This is a genomic window from Devosia sp. XK-2, from assembly GCF_037113415.1.
In the GTDB taxonomy this organism is placed as follows: domain Bacteria; phylum Pseudomonadota; class Alphaproteobacteria; order Rhizobiales; family Devosiaceae; genus Devosia.
This window is the reverse complement of sequence record NZ_CP146608.1, coordinates 3,283,626-3,303,634: the sequence shown is the minus strand read 5'-3', so window position 1 is coordinate 3,303,634 and position 20,009 is coordinate 3,283,626. Positions and strand designations below refer to the sequence as shown.

Annotated in this window: 18 protein-coding genes; 10 read left to right on the top strand and 8 right to left on the bottom strand. The window is 62.6% G+C overall.

Features of this window, described 5'->3' with window-relative positions:
- The first annotated feature begins 3 nt into the window (after positions 1-3).
- The gene (locus tag V8Z65_RS16265) at positions 4-1,008 is read left to right on the top strand and encodes a branched-chain amino acid ABC transporter permease (RefSeq protein WP_338721195.1); all 1,005 of its coding nucleotides are present in this window, start codon (positions 4-6) and stop codon (positions 1,006-1,008) included.
- Positions 1,009-1,070: 62 nt separating this feature from the next.
- Entirely contained in the window at positions 1,071-2,291 is a 1,221-nt protein-coding gene (locus tag V8Z65_RS16260) for a branched-chain amino acid ABC transporter permease (RefSeq protein WP_338724055.1), read from the top strand.
- A gap of 162 nt (positions 2,292-2,453) precedes the next feature.
- Here the strand turns inward: V8Z65_RS16260 and V8Z65_RS16255 are convergent, their stop codons facing one another.
- Positions 2,454-3,041 carry a class I SAM-dependent methyltransferase gene (locus V8Z65_RS16255; RefSeq protein WP_338721194.1) on the bottom strand — a complete coding sequence of 196 codons (588 nt, stop codon included), beginning with the start codon at positions 3,039-3,041 and terminating at the stop codon, positions 2,454-2,456.
- Positions 3,042-3,187: 146 nt separating this feature from the next.
- On the bottom strand, positions 3,188-4,384 hold the full coding sequence (locus tag V8Z65_RS16250) for an ABC transporter substrate-binding protein (RefSeq protein WP_338721193.1): 1,197 nt from the start codon (positions 4,382-4,384) through the stop codon (positions 3,188-3,190).
- A gap of 235 nt (positions 4,385-4,619) precedes the next feature.
- Here V8Z65_RS16250 and V8Z65_RS16245 point away from each other — a divergent pair, with 235 nt between their 5' ends.
- From V8Z65_RS16245 to pyc, 7 genes are all read left to right on the top strand, one after another.
- Positions 4,620-5,651: a glycine betaine ABC transporter substrate-binding protein gene (locus V8Z65_RS16245; protein WP_338721192.1), complete on the top strand. Its 1,032-nt coding sequence runs from the start codon at positions 4,620-4,622 to the stop codon at positions 5,649-5,651.
- 239 nt (positions 5,652-5,890) lie between these two features.
- Positions 5,891-6,919 carry an ABC transporter substrate-binding protein gene (locus V8Z65_RS16240; RefSeq protein ID WP_338721191.1) on the top strand — a complete coding sequence of 343 codons (1,029 nt, stop codon included), beginning with the start codon at positions 5,891-5,893 and terminating at the stop codon, positions 6,917-6,919.
- 190 nt (positions 6,920-7,109) lie between these two features.
- On the top strand, positions 7,110-7,979 hold the full coding sequence (locus V8Z65_RS16235) for a proline/glycine betaine ABC transporter permease (protein WP_338721190.1): 870 nt from the start codon (positions 7,110-7,112) through the stop codon (positions 7,977-7,979).
- Position 7,980: 1 nt separating this feature from the next.
- Complete coding sequence (locus V8Z65_RS16230) at positions 7,981-9,033, top strand: glycine betaine/L-proline ABC transporter ATP-binding protein (protein WP_338721189.1); 1,053 nt, start codon at positions 7,981-7,983, stop codon at positions 9,031-9,033.
- Positions 9,034-9,218: 185 nt separating this feature from the next.
- Entirely contained in the window at positions 9,219-10,721 is a 1,503-nt protein-coding gene (locus V8Z65_RS16225; protein WP_338721188.1) for a bifunctional diguanylate cyclase/phosphodiesterase, read from the top strand.
- A gap of 153 nt (positions 10,722-10,874) precedes the next feature.
- Positions 10,875-11,291, top strand: coding sequence for a TIGR01244 family sulfur transferase (locus V8Z65_RS16220; protein ID WP_338721187.1), 417 nt, complete (start codon positions 10,875-10,877; stop codon positions 11,289-11,291).
- Between the two features lie 108 nt (positions 11,292-11,399).
- Entirely contained in the window at positions 11,400-14,840 is a 3,441-nt protein-coding gene (gene pyc / locus V8Z65_RS16215) for a pyruvate carboxylase (RefSeq protein WP_338721186.1), read from the top strand.
- Between the two features lie 150 nt (positions 14,841-14,990).
- Here pyc and V8Z65_RS16210 read toward each other — a convergent pair whose 3' ends face one another.
- Positions 14,991-15,287, bottom strand: coding sequence for a DUF1232 domain-containing protein (locus V8Z65_RS16210; protein ID WP_338721185.1), 297 nt, complete (start codon positions 15,285-15,287; stop codon positions 14,991-14,993).
- A gap of 144 nt (positions 15,288-15,431) precedes the next feature.
- On the opposite strand from V8Z65_RS16210, the gene ispG reads away from it, so the two are divergent.
- The gene (gene ispG, locus V8Z65_RS16205; protein ID WP_338721184.1) at positions 15,432-16,673 is read left to right on the top strand and encodes a flavodoxin-dependent (E)-4-hydroxy-3-methylbut-2-enyl-diphosphate synthase; all 1,242 of its coding nucleotides are present in this window, start codon (positions 15,432-15,434) and stop codon (positions 16,671-16,673) included.
- Here the strand turns inward: ispG and V8Z65_RS16200 are convergent, their stop codons facing one another.
- The 5 genes from V8Z65_RS16200 to V8Z65_RS16180 form a co-directional block, all read right to left on the bottom strand.
- On the bottom strand, positions 16,674-17,105 hold the full coding sequence (locus tag V8Z65_RS16200; RefSeq protein WP_338721183.1) for a PACE efflux transporter: 432 nt from the start codon (positions 17,103-17,105) through the stop codon (positions 16,674-16,676).
- 119 nt (positions 17,106-17,224) lie between these two features.
- Entirely contained in the window at positions 17,225-17,872 is a 648-nt protein-coding gene (locus tag V8Z65_RS16195) for a 50S ribosomal protein L11 methyltransferase (RefSeq protein WP_338721182.1), read from the bottom strand.
- Positions 17,854-18,321, bottom strand: coding sequence for a YbaK/EbsC family protein (locus V8Z65_RS16190; RefSeq protein ID WP_338721181.1), 468 nt, complete (start codon positions 18,319-18,321; stop codon positions 17,854-17,856). The genes V8Z65_RS16195 and V8Z65_RS16190 overlap by 19 nt, the downstream gene beginning before the upstream one ends.
- Before the next feature lie 85 nt (positions 18,322-18,406).
- Complete coding sequence (locus V8Z65_RS16185) at positions 18,407-19,048, bottom strand: MOSC domain-containing protein (RefSeq protein ID WP_338721180.1); 642 nt, start codon at positions 19,046-19,048, stop codon at positions 18,407-18,409.
- Position 19,049: 1 nt separating this feature from the next.
- Positions 19,050-19,952: a polyprenyl synthetase family protein gene (locus tag V8Z65_RS16180; protein WP_338721179.1), complete on the bottom strand. Its 903-nt coding sequence runs from the start codon at positions 19,950-19,952 to the stop codon at positions 19,050-19,052.
- Positions 19,953-20,009: the final 57 nt, after the last annotated feature.

Sequence of the window (20,009 nt, the reverse complement as noted above, 5' to 3'; positions counted from 1 at the left end):
GCCGTGACCGAAATCATCTTTTTCATCAATCAGGTGGTCATTTCCGGCCTGGTTCTGGGCTGTATCTATGCGCTGGGCGCCATCGGCATCACGCTGATTTTCGGCATTTTGCGCTTTGCCCATTTCGCCCATTCCGAATTGATGACCGGCGGGGCGTTCATCGCCTTCCTCCTGGCTTCGGCCTTTGCGGCCTGGGGCATCGTGACACCGATCCCGACCGGTTTTGTGGTGCTGCCCATTGCCATGGTGCTGGCCGCCGTTTTGGCATTGGGGATCGATAAAGGCTTTTATGCCCCGCTCAGGAAGCGCGGCGCCAAGCCGGTGACGCTGCTGATCGCCTCTATCGGCGTGACGCTGATGATCCAGGGGTTGATCCGCCTGTTCTTCGGCGCCGGGTCCTATTCCTTCTTCGAGAACGAGGCCAAGGAAATCTTCCGCATCGATACCTCGGCCATCGGCTCGACCCGGCCGCTGGTCATCACCGAGCCGCAAGTGCTGATGATCCTGGTGACGCTGGTTTCCGTGATTGCGCTGCATTTCTTCCTCACCCGCTCACGGCTGGGCAAGGCCATGCGCGCCATGGCCGACAATGCCGATCTGGCGCAGGTCTCGGGTATCAATACGGCGCTGGTGGTGCGGGTCACCTGGGTGATTGCCGGGGCGCTGGCCTGCATGGCCGGCACCATGCTGGCGCTGGATGTGACGCTGAAGCCGGATCTGGCCTTCAACATCATCCTGCCCATCTTTGCAGCCGCCATTGTGGGCGGGCTGGGCCAGGCCTATGGCGCCATTGCCGGGGGGCTGCTGATCGGCTTTGCCGAAACACTGGCCGTCTTTAACTGGACCATGCTGTTCCGCCCGCTCAATGCCGTCTTGCCCGACTGGCTGCAATTGCCGCCGCAACTGGCGCTGGTGCCCACCGAATATAAGCTCACCGTGGCCTTCGTCATTCTGGTGGTAACATTGCTGGTGCGGCCCACCGGTATCTTTAAGGGAGCCTCGACATGATCCAGCGTTCTCTGACCCTGTTTGGCGGCCTTTTCGTTCTGATCCTGGTTATCGGCTGGGTGATGGGCCTGCCCTTCACCTCCTCGCGCCTGGTCGAAGCGGCTGCCTATGCGCTGATTGCCCTGGGGCTCAATATCCAGTGGGGTTATGGCGGGCTCTTCAATTTCGGGATTATGGGCTTCCTGATGGTGGGCGGCGCGGCCGTCACCTTCATTTCCTATCCGGTCAATCCTGAATTCTGGGGCTCGGATGGCCCGATGATGCTGGGCCGGGCTTTGCTGGCCTTTGCCGGCGGAGCGTTGATCGTGCTGGCTGCAAGGCAGTCGCACCGCATCGGCATTACCGGCAAGTGGAAGGGGGCGCTGACTGTCCTCGCCTGGTTCTGCGCCTATATTCTTTATCGCAGCCAGCTCGATCCGGCGGCAGCCTATATCGAGAGCGTCGGGGGTGGCTGGGTCGGCGGGCTTGGCGCCCATCCCGTATTGGGCTGGGTCTTCGGTGGCGTGCTGGCCGCGGGCATCGCCTATATTGTGGGCAAGATCTGCCTCGGGCTCCGCACCGACTATCTCGCCATTGCAACGATCGGTATTTCCGAGATCATCCGGGCGCTGATCAAGAATATGGATTGGCTGACCCGCGGCACGCTCACGGTTTCGCCCATTCCCTGGCCGACACCGCTGCCGCAGGATTACCAGGCGGGCGGCATGGATATTGCCGGGTCGCTGATCGCGGCTCGCGCCGGCTATCTGGTGCTGGCGCTGGTGGTGCTGGGGCTGGTCATGTGGCTGATTTCCCGCGCCTATGCCGGGCCCTGGGGCCGGATGATGCGGTCCATTCGCGACAATCACATCGCCGCCTCCTCCATGGGCAAGAATGTCACTGCGCGGCAGCTCGAGATCTTCGTTTTCGGCTCGGTGCTGATGGGCATTGGCGGCGCCATGCTGGTCAGCTTCGTGCAGATTTTCGATCCCTCGAGCTACCAGCCGATCAATCATACCTTCCTGATCTGGGTCATGGTGATCGTGGGTGGCGCGGGCAACAATTGGGGTGCGCTCTTCGGTGCGGTCCTACTCTGGCTGATCTGGGTGGTCTCCGAGCCGCTTTCCAAGGCCGTATTCGACTTTGTCAGCTATTGGTCGACCAATGCCGGCTGGGGCGCCATTCCGGAAATCGAAGCGCGTTCTGCGCAGATGCGCGTCTTCGTGCTCGGGTTGGTGATCACCATTGCCCTCAGGTTTGCGCCCAAGGGGCTGATCCCGGAAGTGGTGAGGAGGGAGGGGTAATTGCTCCGCCTGTTTCCGGCATTGCGCCGCCCTCGGGCCTAATCCGTGGGCCACTTTTCGCGTGCAGGAATGCGGCGATTAATGTGTTCATAGCGGCCCTCGTATCAAGTCCGAGGGCGGTCCGGTGGGTTGGAGACCACCGGGATAGCCGCGATACGGGACTTACCGCCGCGCCGTCATCCAGAACCACTCAGTGGGCAGCGCGTCATAGCCGCTGCCCATTGTCGTTTCGAGGCTGAGGTCGGCCCAGCCGGTTTTTCGATAACTCGCCTCAAGGGCTGAAGCGTCGGGATAGTTATAGTAGCGGCCCATGGCGTCGCGACCGTCGCCGGTTCCCGCCTTGAAGCTGGCGACGAAGACCCCGCCGGGGCTCATGGCTCGGCGGATGCGCGAGAGAATATCGGACAGATCGGCGGCGGGCACGTGCAACAGGCTGGCACAGGCCCAGACGCCGTCATAGGCCTCGGTCGCGTCGATCTCTTCGAACCGCATCATTCGCGCGCGCTCGCCCACGCGCTTGTGCGCTTCGGCCACCAGTTCGGGCGTGCCATCCGTAGCGTCGACGTCAAAGCCTTGTGCCAGCATATATTGGGCATCCATGCCATTGCCACAGCCCAGTTCGAGAATGCGGGCGCCGGCGGGGAGGGCGGCGAGGAAGGTCTCCAGTCGTTCGAGGGTCGGTCGGGTCCGGTGCTGCGCATAGGTGGCGGCGTTGTCGGCATAAAAGCGCAGGGTTTCGTCGTCGCTCATGGCTGCTCCTTAGGAAAAAGGCCCGGGATTGCTCCCGGGCCTCATAGAGATCGAACCTTCGTGCCCTGCGAGCGTAGCTCTCCGGGCCTAAGCTCCGCAAAACCCTCCACTGGAGGGTTTTGCCCGCGCATAGCGCGGGATGGAGCTTAGTCAATCAGGCCCTTTTCGACGAAGGTGCCGCCTTCGACGGCCAGTTCGACGATGATGCCGTCCACGTCGCCGGCTTCGTCAAAGTCAAGCGCGCCACCGGCGCCTTCATAGTCGATATCGGTGCCGGCCGCGATCAGCTCCTTGGCCTTGGCCCATTCGCCCGGACGGATGATTTCGCCCGGAGCCGAAGCGACATCACGCAGAGCAGCCGAGAGGCCATCGCGCGAGGCCGAGCCGTTCTTCTCGATGGCCAGGGCCATCAGGAAGGCAGCGTCATAGGCCTGGGGCGCATAGGTGGCATTGGCCTCGAAGCCTTCGCCGCCGAAGCCGTTGTAGATATCGACCGATTCACCGCTCGGCGCACCGGCGCGGGTGGCGATCAGGCCTTCGACGGCAGAAGCGTCGATGCCGTTGAGCAGGTCGTCGCCGACCATGCCGTCACCGCCCACATAGGTGGTGAAATTGCCGCTTTCCACGGCCTGGCGCAGCATGGTGTTCCCCGAAGCATTGGCATAGGCCAGGATGACCAGGTTCTGAGACGCAACCAGATTGCCCAGCTCGGCGCGGTAGTCGGCCTTGCCTTCTTCGTGGGCGAGATTGGCCGCCACGGTACCGCCACCGGCTTCATAGGCAGCGGCCAGCGCATCGGCGAAGCCCTTGCCATAGTCGTTGTTCACATAGGTGATGGCGATGTCGTTGACGCCCTTGGCCAGCAGCAGATTAGCCATTTTGACGCCCTGAAGCGCGTCGGACGGGGTGGTGCGGTAGACAAGGTCATTGTCTTCCAGCGTGGTCAGGGCCGGGGCCGAGGAGGCCGGCGAGATGAAGACCACATTGCCCGAAAGGCCAGAGCCATTGAAGGCGCCGATGGTTTCGCCGGTGCACAGGGCACCCACGACGCCGGTGACATTGTCGGTATTGATCAGGCGGTCGGCAGCGGCGGCGGCGGCAGTGGCGTCGCAGGCCCCGTCAGCCGAAAGAATGGTCAGTTCACCGCCCAGAATGCCACCCTGCTCATTGACCTGGCTCACCACCAGCTCGGCGCCGGCAAAGATCGGCGGGGTCAGGGATTCGATGGGGCCGGTGAAGCCGCCGATGAAACCGATGGTGGCGCCGCTGTCCTGGGCCAGGGCCGGTGCGGCAATGGTCAGGGTGGTGGCGGCAACCGCCAGGGTCAGGGTTTTCTTGAACATGGACGTCCCTCTGTTTGCTGTCGTGCGCCGGGTGGTCTTGCTGACCTCGCTTCTTTCGGCGCCACAACGGTCAAGGGGGCGCGATGGGCGCCCCGCTGGGAGGGGACTGTTGCACAAGTTCGTGGTCGATGTCACCGGGGATTGCGCGCCAAAACCATGAGGCGTGGCGGTTGCTTAACGCGTCGGGCTTGGGCAAGACTGCGGGCCGGACCCGAAGGGGCATCAGGAAGCCAGAATGCGTTTTGTCCGCCTCGTCATGATCGTGCTTGGGCTGAGCCTGCCAGTGCTTCCCGCCCTGGCCCAGATCACCGTGCTCGACTCGGCACAGGACGCCGAAGCCGTGGGCGTCCCGACTGCGCCGAGCGAGCCCCTGCCGGCCTGCGGCAGGCGTCCGCTATCCATCGCGCGGATGAGCTGGCCTTCAGCGGCCCTTTTGGCCGAAATTCATGCCCGCATCCTTGCTGACCAGTTCGACTGCGACATACGCGTGGTGCAGGGCGACCAGGCGGCCACCATCTCTTCCATGGGCTCGATCGGGCAGCCGCAGATCGCACCCGAACTCTGGATCAATCGCATTGCCGATCTGTGGAACGGGGCGATGGAAGGGCAGATGGTGCGCAGCGCCGCGCCCAGTTATGCGAGCAGCCAGTTCGAGGGCTGGTATATGCCCTCGGCGCTGGCGGCAAGCCTTTCCACGCCGCCGACTGCAGCCGGATTGGCCCAGGCCCTGGCGCAGCTACCGGCGGCGGGGCGGGTGCAGTTCATTTCCTGCCCCATCGATTGGGCCTGCTCGATCATCAATCGCAATCTGATCGCCGCCCATGGCCTTGATGACCTGGTGACACTGGTCGAACCGGCCAATCGGCTGGAAATGGACCGCCTGATTGCCGAGGCCGTCAATCGGCGCGAGCCTTTCCTGTTTTATTATTGGCAGCCCAATGCCATCCTGGCGCAGCTCGATTTCGTCGCCGTGGATATGGGCGATTATAACGAGGCGGCGGCGCAGTGCCTTGCCGGACGAACCTGTGCCGACCCCAAACCCTCGGCCTTTCCCAGCGATGCGGTGGTCACCGCGCTGGCCGAGCGAGTCTTCACCGAGACGCCGCTGATCGCAGGCTATTTCCAGCGTGCCAGCATGCCCCTTGTGGAGATGGATGAATTGCTGGCCCAGCTCAACCAGCCCGGGGCGAGCGTGGAGAGCGTTGCCGATCGCTTTGTGGCTGAGCGCGCGGAATTATGGCAGGGCTGGGTCGGCGCCGCGCCCTGAGCGCCGGATCAGGGCCTTTGATATTTTTTCGACTTGTGAAAAGTTGAATTTCTACATGTTTGCTTCTTGCGAAAGCAAGAAGTCATGTCCTTTCAGTTTACTTGCAAAGACTGCCAATCCATCTCGTCAAGAAAAGCGGTGGCATAAGGTCTGTTATTGATCAAATATTGCCAGATTTGACACACAATTCTGCCATCTTTATGGTCCGGGTCATTCCATAACCTGCAGGAGCAGACCTGATGATTTTGAAATCCGGTGGCGTCGCCGCCGCGATCGCTGTTGCCTTTTTGTCGGCCGCAAGCGTTCCCGCTATCGCCCAGGATGCCGATGCCGCCCAGTGCGGTACTGATCGCACCATCGACATTGCCGAGATGACCTGGCCTTCCGCCGCAGCCCTGGCGCATATTCATGCGACGATCCTGGAAAAGGGATATGGCTGCGATGTCGAGATTGTGGCCGGGGATACCGTTCCCACTTCGTCTTCGATGATGACCCGTGGCACCCCTGCCATTGCCCCCGAGCTGTGGACCAGCGCCATCGAAGATGCCTGGGCCGAGGCGATTGAAGAGGGCACTGTGGTGCGCCTTGCTGATGCCATCACCGATGGGACCGTCGAGGGCTGGTTCATTCCCCAATATACCCAGGAAGCCAATCCCGAACTGACCACGGCCGAAGCCGTGATCGCTCATCCCGAACTCTTCGCCGATCCGGAAGAGCCGAGCCAGGGCCGCCTTTATTCCTGCCCGCCGGGCTGGGCCTGTGAGCTTTCGACCTCGGCCCTGTTCGAGGCCTTCGACATGGAAGAGACCTGGAACCTGTTCTCGCCCGGTTCGGGTGGCGCTCTTGACGCGTCCATCGCCCGTGCCTTCACCCGTGAAGAGCCGATCCTGTTCTACTATTGGGGTCCGACCGCCATTCTGGGCAAATATCCGGCCGTGCAGCTCGAAATCGGCGAAACCAAGCCCGAGGTCTATGCCTGCAATACCGATCCCGATTGTGACGAACCGGCCGGCGTGACGGCCTATCCGTCCAGCCCGGCCGTTATCGGCGCTGCCGCCTGGGTTCCCGAAGAGGCTCCCGTCGTGGCCGAGTATCTGTCCAAGGCGGGCCTGACCAATGCCCAGATTTCCGAGCTTTTGGTCTATGGCGATGAAAACCAGGCCGATGCCGAGGAAACCGCCGAGAACTTCCTTCTGACCAAGCAGGACGTCTGGACCACCTGGGTTCCCGCTGAGGTTGCCGAAAAGGTGCTGGCCGCGATTGGCTAAGACATCGAAAGCATAATTGTTGTGGCGGTCGGGTCCTTGGGCCCGGCCGCTTTCCGCGTTCGATCCCCAAGCCAACACGACTGTCCGGCCAAAACGGCCCGGCGCTAGCCGGGCAACAGACCCATCAAGACATGCCGCTGGCTTTGGGATCGCACGAATAATCCGGCTCTTTGAAGAGAGACCTAATCTCATGTTTCCAGAACTGATCGATACCCGCCCCTGGCGCCGGGCCATTGACGATGGCCTCAATTGGGTGGTGCGCAATTGGGGCGATGAATTCGAGGCCGCGGCCTATCCGCTGCTGATGCTGCTCAATACGATTGAAGACATTTTGATCGCCATTCCCTGGTGGCTGATCATGGCCATCCTGGTGGGCATTGCCTGGCTGGCGACGCGGCGCTGGCAATTGCCGGTGGTGGTGCTGGCCTCGCTTGTCTTTCTCGGCATCATGGACCTTTGGGAAGATGCCATGGCCACGATGGCGCTGATGATCGCGGCAACGCTGACCGCCATTGTCATCTCCATCCCCATCGGGGTGTGGATGAGCCGCTCTGCCCGGGCGCGCCAGTTGATCACGCCGCTGCTGGACCTGATGCAGACGCTGCCCAGCTTCGTCTATCTCATTCCCACGGTGATGATTTTCGGTCCGGGCAAGATCCCGGCGCTGATCGCCACCATCGTCTATGCGGCGCCGCCCTTGATGCGGCTCTCTGATCTCGGATTGCGCTCGGTCGATCCGGCCGTCATGGAGGCCAGCCGCGCCTTTGGCACCACGCCACGGCAGCGCCTGCTTGGCGTACAGATCCCCCTGGCCTTGCCCACGATCCTGGCCGGCATCAACCAGACCACGATGATGGCGCTCTCCATGGTGGTCATCGCCTCGATGATTGGGGCCGGCGGGCTCGGCTATCAGGTGCTGCAGGGCATTGGCCGGCTGGAGGTCAGCCGCGGTCTGTTCGCCGGTCTCGGTATCGTCGTCCTCGCCATCATTTTTGACCGCATCACCCAGTCTTTCGGCAAGCAATTGCAGGCCCGGATCGGGCTGGCGGAGGCACGCTAATATGCACGACACAAAAACTGATACGGGCCTTGCCATCCGCATGCGCGGCGTGACCAAGATTTTCGGCGAGGACCCGCAAGCCGCGCTGGCCCTGCTGCAGCAGGGAAAATCCAAGGCCGAAGTGCAGGCCGAAACCGGTCACGTAGTGGGGCTGGACAATGTCTCGCTCGACATTGCGCGTGGCCAGATTTTCGTGGTCATGGGCCTGTCGGGCTCGGGCAAGTCGACGCTGATCCGCCACGTCAACCGCTTGATCGATCCGACGGCCGGCGAGATCGTGGTCGAGGGCAATGACGTGCTCAAGATGAACATGAGCGAACTCAGGACCTATCGGCGCAATACCGTGGCCATGGTGTTCCAGAAGTTCGGCTTGCTGCCGCATCGCTCCGTCATCGACAATGTCGCCTATGGGCTGGAAGTGCGCGGGGTGGACAAGGCCGAGCGGCTGGAGAAAGCCGCCAAATGGATCGAGACCGTGGGTCTGGCGGGCTATGAAAATTCACGGCCGCGCCAGCTTTCGGGCGGGCAGCAGCAGCGCGTGGGCCTGGCCCGGGCGCTGGCGCTCGATACCGATATCATCCTGATGGACGAGGCCTTTTCCGCGCTCGATCCGCTGATCCGCTCGGGCATGCAGGACCAGCTCATCGAATTGCAGAAGAGCCTGGGCAAGACCATTTTGTTCATCACCCACGATTTCGACGAGGCGCTCAAGATTGCCGACCGCATTGCCGTGCTCAAGGACGGTGCCGTCCAGCAGGAGGGCAAGCCGGAAGACATCGTGCTCAAGCCGGGCAATGAGCATATCGAGGAATTCGTGCGCGAGGTGAACAAGGCCCGCGCCATCCATGTGCGCACGATCATGGAGCGCGGCACATTCGAGGATTGCGAATATAAGGTGCCAGCCGATGCTCGCTGTGAGGACGTGCTCCCCTATTTCGCCGAACATCAATGGGTCGGCGTCACCAATGAGGCGGGCGAGCAGATCGGGCGGGTGACCGCCAAGCGCATTATCGGCGCTTTGGCGCGGTACACGCCGGGCGTTGGCGAAGGCTAGCCGCTAACACATCATAAACCGTCTCCCGTCACAGGGGCCGCGATGTCATCGACCTGTCGCAGACGGGCGGTAGCGTCCGGCCCCTTTGGGCTGTTCTGCACAGTTTTTTCGTTGATTTGCAGGTGTTTAGCATTGATTCAGACTTGTGGCGCATTCTGGGCAGGCCTCGACCATCCAGGTGCCCTATGCAGGTTAAACCTATCTTTGCATCCGTAAACCAAGCCTATGATTGGCTGCGTCTGACCGTTGGGTTGCTGGCAAGCGCGCTATTTGTCCTGAGTATTCTGACCCTGCTCGGCTTTGGCGCCCGGGAGGTGATTGCCTCGGCCATGGCGGGGCTGGCCATCGCCATTCCCCTGGTATTGCTGATGGCGCATCGGATGATGCGGCGGCGGGTGGCAGACGCGCAGAACGCGATTGCCGAGGCGCTGGCTTCGGCCCATCGCGATGCGCTGACCGGCACGTTCACGCGCTCCTATTTTCTCGACGAGCTCAATCGTTTCGCCAGGCGCGGCTCGCTCTCGGCGTTGGGTTATCTGCAGATCGATATGGATAATCTCAAAGTGCTCAACGATACCGAGGGCCATGGCGCCGGCGATGCGGCGCTGGTGGCCCTGGTGCGGGCCATGCGTAGCCTGATGCCCGGCGCGATCATCGGCCGGCTGGGCGGAGACGAATTCGGCGTGCTGGTCCCGGGCCATGACAATAAGCCGGCCCTGTGCCGGCTGGGCGAGCAATTGTTGCAGGCGCTTAACGAGCCGCATTTCATTGCCGGGCGCGCGACCCGGCTTTCCGCGACCATCGGGGTGGCCCTGGCACCGCTGGACAGCGACGATCCCACCGAACTGATCGCCATTGCGGACCTGGCGCTTTACAAGGGTAAGCAGGCCGGGCGCGGCTGCGTCGTGCCATTCGATCCCGATATGCAGGGGGATGAGCGGCATCGCCGCTTCGTCGAGCGCGAATTGCGCGCGGCTATTCTCATGGATGAGCTGGAGCTGCATTATCAGCCGGTTTTCGACAGCCATACGCTGGAGCCGCGTTCGCATGAGGCCCTGGTGCGCTGGCGGCATCGGGTGCGCGGCATGATCTCGCCGGACAAGTTCATCGGCGTGGCCGAACAGAGCAATCTCATCGACCGGTTGGGGGAATGGGTGCTGCGCCGGGTCTGCGCCGATCTCAAGCGCCTGGACGGACCGGTGGCCGTCAATGTTTCGCCCAAGCAATTGCGCCGCCCCGACTTCGCCGAGAGCTTTGCCGATATTCTGCTTGAAACCGGTACGCCCCCCGCCCGTATCATTGTCGAAGTCACCGAGAATGTGCCGCTCAAGGCGGGCAGCGTCGAGATGGACAATCTGGCCGCGCTGCGGGCCATGGGCATTCGCGTGGCGGTGGACGATTTCGGGGCCGGACATGCGAGCCTGCATTATCTGAGGGACTTTGCCTTCGATATCATCAAGATCGACCGAACCTATGTCGCTCAATTCGCCGCCAATCCGGTCAATGGGATGATCGTTTCAGCCGTTTGCGAGATTGCCCGGGCCCTCGATCTGGAGGTGGTTGCTGAGGGGATCGAGACCGAAGAGCAGATGCGTATGCTGGTTGATGCCGGCTGCACGGCGCTACAGGGCTATCATCTGGGCCGGCCCAGATCGCTCGAGGAACGAGCGGTGATCCGCGCCGCCTGAGGACTGCGACAGCTCCATGACAGCTTTGCCCGCCAGCCAGTTGCGCCCTGCATATCGGCGTGGCTATAACGGGGCCACACGCGCACCAGCGTCATGCCTGCAGAAATTGGCCGGACCAGGCCGGGTGCTGCAGGGGTTATGGGAGTGAAGGCCTTGGAATTGAAGCGGATCAACGATCACGTCAGCGTCTCTGGACAAATCCAGCCCGAGGACGTCAAAACGCTCAAAGACCTAGGTTTCGTCGCCGTCGTCAATAACAGGCCCGATGGCGAATCGCCGGATCAGCCGGCGGGCGCCGAGATAGAAGCTGCCGCCAAGGCTGCCGGTCTTGCCTATCATGCCATTCCGCTGGGGCGTGAAGGGGTCAATCCCGATCTCGTCAATGCGACCAAAGCCGTGCTTGAGGGGAGCGACGGCAAGGTGTTTTGCTTCTGCCGTTCAGGCACGCGTTCGACGACGCTCTGGGCGTTGAGCCAGGCCGGGGAAGTCCCGGCAGACCAGATCATCGCCCAGGCCGCCGAGGCGGGCTATGACATGAGCCATCTGGCCGGATATCTCGGCCAGAACTGATTTGATCTATTTGACGGTTGGGCGGTCAACCGTCCGTCCGCGCCGTCGGTTGTAGCTGAGCCGGACCCTTTCACGGTCCTTGCCCCCTCCTGCTCGGAATGGACATCGATGCCCATCAAGAAAATCCTCGTCGCCAATCGCAGCGAAATCGCCATTCGCGTGTTTCGCGCTGCCAATGAACTGGGTCTGAAGACCGTCGCCGCTTATGCCGAAGAGGACAAGCTGGCGCTGCACCGGTTCAAGGCGGACGAGGCCTATCTCATCGGCAAGGGCAAGGGCCCGGTCGAAGCCTATCTTCAAATCGACGAATATATCCGCATCGCCCGTATTTCCGGCGCCGACGCGATCCATCCAGGCTATGGCCTGCTCTCGGAAAGCCCCGAATTCGTCGATGCCTGCGAGGATGCGGGCATCACCTTTATCGGGCCGCGAGCGCAGACCATGCGCGATCTGGGCAATAAGGTTGCCGCGCGCAATATGGCCATTGCCAGCAATGTGCCAGTGGTGCCGGCCACCGAGGCGCTGCCCGACGATATGGAGGCGGTCAAGCGCATGGCCGCGGAGATCGGCTATCCGCTGATGCTCAAGGCGAGCTGGGGCGGCGGCGGGCGTGGCATGCGCCGCATCATGGATGAATCGACGCTGGTTCACGAGGTCAGCGAAGGCAAGCGAGAGGCCAAGGCGGCTTTCGGCAAGGACGAGATGTATCTCGAAAAGCTGATCGAGCGCGCCCGCCATGTGGAAGTGCAGTTGATCGGCGACGATCACGGCAATCTCGTGCACCTGTTCGAGCGCGACTGTTCGGTGCAGCGGCGCAATCAGAAAGTGGTGGAGCGCGCACCCGCGCCCTATCTCTCCGATGCCGTGCGCAAGGACCTGACCGATGCCGCTGTGCGGCTCGGCAAGGCCGCCAATTATCGCGGCGCCGGCACGGTCGAATTCCTCATGGATGCCGATACCGACAAGTTCTACTTCATCGAAGTGAACCCGCGCATCCAGGTGGAGCATACCGTCACCGAGGAAGTGACCGGCATCGACATCGTCAAGGCGCAGATCCACCTGCTCGACGGCGCGGTCATCGGCACGCCGGAATCGGGGGTGCCGCTCCAGGAAAATATCCGGCTCAATGGCAATGCCATTCAATGTCGCGTCACGACGGAAGACCCGGAACAGAACTTCATTCCCGATTATGGCCGCATCACCGCCTATCGCGGCGCCACCGGCTTTGGCGTGCGCTTGGATGGTGGCACAGCCTATTCCGGCGCGGTCATCACCCGCTATTACGATCCGCTGCTGGAAAAGGTCACCTGCTGGGCGCCCAGTGCCGACGAGGCCATTGCCCGCATGCATCGTGCCCTGCGCGAGTTCCGTATTCGTGGCGTCGCCACCAATCTGGCGTTCCTTGAAAACATCATCACCCATCCCGATTTCGTCGAGAACCGCTATACAACGCGCTTCATCGATACGACGCCGGACCTCTTTAATTTCAAGCCGCGCAAGGACCGGGCGACCAAGCTTCTTACTTACATTGCCGACGTCACCGTCAACGGGCATCCCGAAGTGCGTGACCGGCCGCGGCCACCCGCCGATGCCGCTGCGCCCATCGTGCCGGAATTTGCGCCGCTCGCCACCATTGACGGCAGCCGCCAGGTGCTGGATCGCGACGGGCCGATGGGGCTGGCGCAATGGATGAAGGACCAGAAGCGGGTTCTTTTTACCGATACCACCATGCGGGACGCGCATCAGTCCTTGCTGGCGACGCGCATGCGCTCTTTCGACATTACCCGCATCGCCCAGGCCTATTCGCGCGGTCTGCCGAGCCTGTTCAGCCTCGAATGCTGGGGCGGGGCGACGTTCGATGTGTCCATGCGCTTCCTGAACGAAGACCCGTGGGAGCGGCTGCGGCAGGTGCGCGAAGGCGCGCCCAATATCCTGACGCAGATGCTGCTGCGCGGCTCCAATGGGGTGGGCTACACCAATTATCCCGACAATGTCGTCAAGTTCTTTGTGGCCCAGGCAGCCAAGGGTGGCGTCGATATTTTCCGCGTTTTCGACTGCCTCAACTGGGTCGAGAATATGCGCGTCTCCATGGACGCGGTGATCGAGGCCAATAAGGTCTGCGAAGGCGTGGTCTGCTATACCGGCGACATGCTGGACCCCGACCGGTCCAAATATGACCTCAAATATTATGTCGCGCTGGCCCGGGAGTTGGAAGCGGCCGGCGCGCATGTGCTGGGCATCAAGGATATGGCGGGGTTGCTGAAGCCTGCCGCTGCCAAGAAGCTGATCTCGACGCTGAAGGAAGAGATCGGTCTGCCGATCCACCTGCATACCCACGACACCTCCGGCGCCGCAGCGGCAACCGTGCTGGCGGCGGTCGATGCCGGGGTCGATGCCGTGGATGCGGCCATGGATGCGCTCTCGGGCACCACCTCGCAGCCCACCCTGGGCTCGCTGGTCGCGGCCATGGCCGATACTGATCGCGATCCGGGACTGGACGCCAAGGCGATCCGCCAGATTTCGTTCTACTGGGAGGCCGTGCGCACACAGTATCGCGCCTTTGAGAGCGATCTCAAGGGCGGCGCCTCGGAAGTGTATCTGCACGAAATGCCGGGCGGCCAGTTCACAAACCTGAAGGAACAGGCGCGCTCGCTGGGTCTGGAAACCCGCTGGCACGAGGTCGCCCAGACCTATGCCGACGTCAACCAGATGTTCGGCGATATCGTCAAGGTCACCCCGTCCTCCAAGGTGGTGGGCGACATGGCCCTGGCCATGGTTTCGGCGGGGATTTCCCGCGCCGATGTCGAGAACCCGGATAAGGACATTGCCTTCCCCGACTCGGTCGTGGGCTTCTTTGCCGGCGATTTGGGCCAGCCGCCCGGCGGTTTCCCGGAAAAGCTGCAAAAGAAGGTGCTCAAGGGCAAGACGCCGCTCACCGAGCGTCCCGGCTCTTATCTCAAGCCCATCGATCTCGAGGCCGAGCGCAAGAAGATCGCCGATGAGGTGGGCCAGCCGGTCGACGACTATCGCCTGGCCTCGTACCTCATGTATCCCAAGGTCTATTCGGATTTCGAAAAGACCCAGGATCGCTATGGTCCGACCGAAGTGTTGCCCACGCCGGTCTATTTCTACGGGCTCAATGAAGGCGACGAACTGCTGGTCGATATCGAAAAGGGCAAGACGCTGGTCGTCACCTATCAGGGCCGCGCCCCGACCAATGAAAAGGGCGAGGTGCGGTGCTTCTTCGATCTCAACGGCCAGCCGCGCACCATTACCGTGCCGGACCGGTTGAAAGCCGGGGATGTGGTCGTGCGTGCCAAGGCGGCTGCGGGCGATCCCAAACAGGTCGGCGCGCCCATGCCCGGCGTCATCTCGACGCTGGCCGTCAAGGAAGGCCAGGCGATCAAGGCCGGCGACGTGCTCTGCTCGATCGAAGCCATGAAGATGGAAACCGCTATCCATGCCGAAGTCGATGGCACGGTGGCCGAACTCCTGATCAAGCCGGGCGACCAGATCGATGCCAAGGATTTGCTGGTGCGGCTGGACTAGTTTTGTTCCCTTCTCCCCTTGCGGGAGAAAGTGCCCGAAGGGCGGATGAAGAGTTCCTCAAGACCTGATCGGAGGGTGGGAACGCCTCACCAGTCTCGGCCTGCGGCCGATCCACCCTCTCCCACAAGGGGAGAGGGGACGGCGGTGGTGCTATTTCCGCCGCGCGGTACCATCCACCGTCGGGCCATATTTGCCGGCATAGACCTTGGCCGGCACCGGCAGGCGCGAAACGATCCAGCTCACCATCAGCGGCACCAGTACGATATCGTCCACCCAGCCGAGCAGGGGGATAAAATCGGGCAGGATGTCGAAGGGGTTGACCAGATAGAAGGCGACGAACAGCGTCGCAGCCTTGAGATGGAACGGCGTTTCGGTCGCCCAGAAGGCTTTCCAGAGCTGCACAACTTCCTTGCGGAACAGGACGAGGCGGGTGAGAAGCATGGTCATCATGCCATCTTAAATGGCGCCCCGTCCCGCAGGTTCAAGATCGGCCCGATCACGAAATGGCGCACCCCGTCACGCCAATGTCCGGTTGCCAGGCTTAAAAGGAAGCCCTATTTCCCAAAGGGTAGCGAATGATCGAGGTTTGAGATGGCCGGTCCAGCGCCGCGCAGGCAATCGGTGGGCGTCAATGTGGGTGGTGTCATGGTGGGCGGCGGCGCCCCCGTGGTCGTGCAGTCCATGACCAATACCGATACCGCCGATATCGACGCGACGGTCAAGCAGGTCATGCAATTGGCTCGCGCCGGTTCGGAGATCGTGCGCATTACCGTCGACCGCGATGAAGCGGCGGCGGCCGTGCCGGTCATTCGCGATCGCCTCGCCTTTATGGGCTATGACGTGCCGCTGGTGGGTGATTTCCACTATATCGGCCACAAACTCCTCACCGACCATCCGGCCTGTGCCGAGGCCCTGGCGAAATACCGGATCAATCCGGGCAATGTGGGCTTCAAGGCCAAGCGCGATACGCAATTTGCGACCCTGATCGAAATTGCCAACAAATATGGCAAGCCGGTGCGCATCGGGGTCAATTGGGGTTCGCTAGACGAAGAGCTGCTGACAAAGCTGATGGACGAGAATGCCGCCTCGGCCAATCCGATTTCGGCCGCTGCCGTGCAGCGCGAGGCGATCATCCAGTCGGCGCTGCTCTCGGCGGCTCGCGCCGAAGAGTTGGGCATGGGTCGGGACAAGATCCTGCTTTCGACCAAGGTTTCGGATGTTCAGCACCTGATCGCGGTCTATCAGGACCTTGCCGCGCGCTGCGATTATGCGCTGCATCTGGGTCTCACCGAGGCGGGCATGGGCTCAAAGGGCATTGTCGCTTCTTCGGCAGCCCTGGGCATTCTGCTGCAGCAGGGGATCGGCGATACGATCCGCATTTCTTTGACCCCCGAGCCGGGCGGCGACCGCACCACCGAGGTCAAGGTGGCGCAGGAATTGCTCCAGACCATGGGTTTCCGCCAGTTCCTGCCAGTGGTGGCGGCGTGCCCCGGTTGCGGGCGCACCACGTCCACCACCTTCCAGACGCTGGCCAAGGACATTCAGGACCACCTCAATACCTCCATGCCCGAATGGCGTGAGCGCTATCCGGGCGTCGAAACGCTGTCGGTGGCGGTCATGGGCTGCATCGTCAATGGGCCGGGCGAGAGCAAGCACGCCAATATCGGCATCTCCCTGCCCGGCACCGGCGAAACGCCCGCGGCCCCGGTCTTTGTCGATGGCGAAAAGGTCGCGACCCTCCGGGGCGCCGACGTGGCGGATCAGTTCAAGGTCATGGTGGCGGACTATATCGAGCGCAAATTCGGTACTGGAAAGCAGGACGCGGCGGAGTGATCAGCCGCGTTTCGCCTCCCACTCGGGCAGCGGAAAGACCCGGTCATAGGCCCAGTTAAATACCAGCGCATAACCCATATAGAAAAGCGCGAAGGCCAGGTCCATCACCAGCGCTTGCCAGAGCGAGATGCCAAGATAAAGCGCGATCAGCGGCATGAGCATCAGCAAGAGGCCAAGCTCGAACAGCACGGCGTGGAGAATGCGGATGGCCCCCGATTTCAGCGTGGTCCCGGCCAGCCGGTTCAGCGCGTGATCGAAGATCAGGTTGTAAATATAGTTCCAGAGCATGGCGACGGTGGCGCTGCCCACGACGATGACGGCGCTGTCGCCAGCATGGAGCTGGAAGACGAAGGCGCCCAAAGGCGTCGCGATCAGGATGCCTATGACTTCAAAGGAAATGGCGTGGCGGATACGGTCGGTAATTGTGCGCATATGGAGCCCCTTCGGGTTCCGGGCCGTCCCGATCGCTGAACCCGAAATGGGGGAGGTCGTCCTCGCTTGCCCCGGCATATAGACCGGTCCGCCGTCTCCGGCAAGCATTGGCGGGCAGGTCAGATGGTCCGGGACCGCAAGGCAAAGACACCGGCGCGGGTGGGCGCGCCGCCGCCCATATCGGGCACGGCGTAATCCGCAATCAGCGAGAGATGATCGAGCGGCAGGCTCTTGCGGTAAGGGTCCCCCACCAGAATGGTGGTGCCGCTCGCGGCAGCCCGGCGCAGAAGCGGCAGGGTTACTGCCACCACGTCGCTATCGTAGAAAACATCGCCCGCCAGGATGATGTCGGCTGGGGGCAGGTGCGGCTGATCCCAAATATCTATCGACACCCCATTGGCCTCCGCATTAAGCGCCAGGGCTGCCGGCGCAATCGGGTCGCTGTCCAGCGCCCAGATCTTTACCGCCCCGGCCTTGGCTGCGGCTATGCCGACCAGGCCCGATCCGGCGCCGAAATCGAGCACCGTCTTGCCGGCAACGGCTTCGGGATGTTCGTGCAGATAAAGCGCGAGCGCGGCGCCACCGCCCCAGGCATAGGCCCAATAGGGCGCAGCGTCGTCGAACCCTTCCCCGGCCAACCAGCCGATCAGGCCCGATTGCGGCGTGGGCGTATGGAGGGACATATCGGGCCGGAAGGGCAGGGTGCGCAGGGGCAGGCGCTGGCCGATGAAATCCCTGGCGCGCTGGTTCAGTCCGGCAATTGGCATGCATCCACCCATTGGCCGCCGCAGAGGTCGGCCAGCCGGTCCACGCTCAGTTTCACCGAGGCATGGGTGTCACCGGCAGCCGGAATCACGAGGTCGTAGATTTTGAGCGAGGCATCGAGATAGATCGGCAGGGCGGCGGGCAGACCGAAGGGGCAGACACCGCCCACGGGGTGGCTGGTCAGGCGAAAGACGTCCTCGGCGCCCAGCATGCGCGGGCGCCCGCCAAAGGCGGCCTTGGATTTCTGGTTGTCGAGCCGGGCATCGCCGCGGGTTACCAGCAGCACCTCTTCGTCGCGCACGCGGATGCAGAGCGTCTTGGCGATTTGCCCCGGCTCCACACCATGAACCTGCGCTGCCAATTGCACGGTGGCGGTGGAATCACTGGTAACAAGGACAGAGAGATCGGGGGCGCGGGCTGCGAGATCGGTGCGGACGGTATCAAGGCTCATCGATTGGTCTTTCAGCAAGGTCTATCAACACATGGCGGCTCGTTGCGCTTGCAGGCGTTCGGGCTCGGTCGGTCGTGCACATCCATCAGAAGAGCCTTGCCAGCTTTTCCTCGAATTCGGCGCGCATTTTGTAATGCACCGGGGTCTTGAGCACGCGCTCCATCAATTCGGGTTCGATATCGCGCTCCCCTTCCAGGGCCAGCAATTGTCGCACCGTAATGCGGTCCCCCTCGAAGGGCACATAGATGACTGGTTCGCCGGTCCGGATATGGCCGGGCTTGAGCACGCGGCAATAGGCGCCCGGCCGTCCGGCCTTAAAGAATTGCTTGACCCAGGCCGGGCTGCCCATGCGCGCGGCAAAGACGGAGCAGGGCGTGCGGTGGGATGTCACTTCGAGCAGCACCTCGTCGATCTCGAAGCGGTCACCAATGGCCACTTCGCGTCCCTCCACGCCGCCGATTGTCAGGTTCTCGCCAAAGGTCCCGGGGGCAATGTCGCGCTCAAGCGCCTCTGTCCAGTGATCATAATCGTCAGCGAAATAGACATAGATGGCCTGGTCGACGCCGCCATGATGCTTACGGTCGATGATCGCGTCGCCGGTGAGCCCGTCCTTGGTGATCTCGATCTCGACCTCTTCGGGAATGGGTTCCTTATAGATGCCGGTCATGGCCGATTTGGCGGCAATGGGCCGCGGCTGGCCGATATTGATGCTTTGCAGAATGGCCATGCTAGTTCTCCCGGCTGGCAAAGAAGCGGGCGGTGGCGCGCAATCCGTCCGCCCGGGGACCAAACGTGCGCAGGGCCGAAATGGCTTCATTGACCGTGGCGTCGAGCATGGCGCGGGCACCATCGAGCCCGAGTCGGGCCACCAATGTCTGTTTGCCGAGGGCGGCGTCCTTGCCGGTGGCCTTGCCCATGGCTTCGGGCGTGGCGGTGACGTCCAGAATATCGTCGGCCAGCTGGAAGGCGCGGCCGGCGGCCTCGGCATAGGCGGTCAGTGCCGATAGGGCCCGCGGATCGGCCCCGCCCAATAGGGCGCCCATGCGCACCGAGGCGCGGATCAGCGCGCCGGTTTTCATGGCTTGCATCATGGCGATATCGGTTTCGGAAAAGCCCCCCTTTTCGCCTTCGATATCGCGCATCTGTCCGCCCACCATGCCGCCCACGCCGCCGCCGGCGGCCAGTTCCGCCACAAGGCGGACGCGTATTTCGGCGTCGGGGTGGCAGGCCGGATCGGCCAGAATGGCAAAGGCATGGGTCAACAGCGCGTCACCCGCCAGAATGGCGGTGGCCTCGTCAAAGGCCTTGTGCGCGGTGGGGCGGCCGCGTCGCATATCGTCATCGTCCATGGCGGGCAGATCGTCATGAATCAGCGAATAGCAATGGATCATTTCCACAGCCATGCCGGCCATGAGGCTTTGCTCACGTGGCACAGAAAAGATCGCCGCGGCCTGCCGCACCAGCAGGGGCCGCAGCCGCTTGCCGCCTTCGAGCGCGCCATGGCGCATGGCGGCCACGACACGGTCGGGCGCCGGGCCGGGGCCCGAAAGCCGCGCGCCGGAAAGATAATCGGAAAGCCCGGCCTCGATAGAACGGGCGCAGTCGGCGCTATCGGCGGAAAAGTCGTACATGGCCATGTTGCTAGCGTTTTGGGTGAAGGGCGGCAAGGGGTGAGGGGTTGCGCCGGT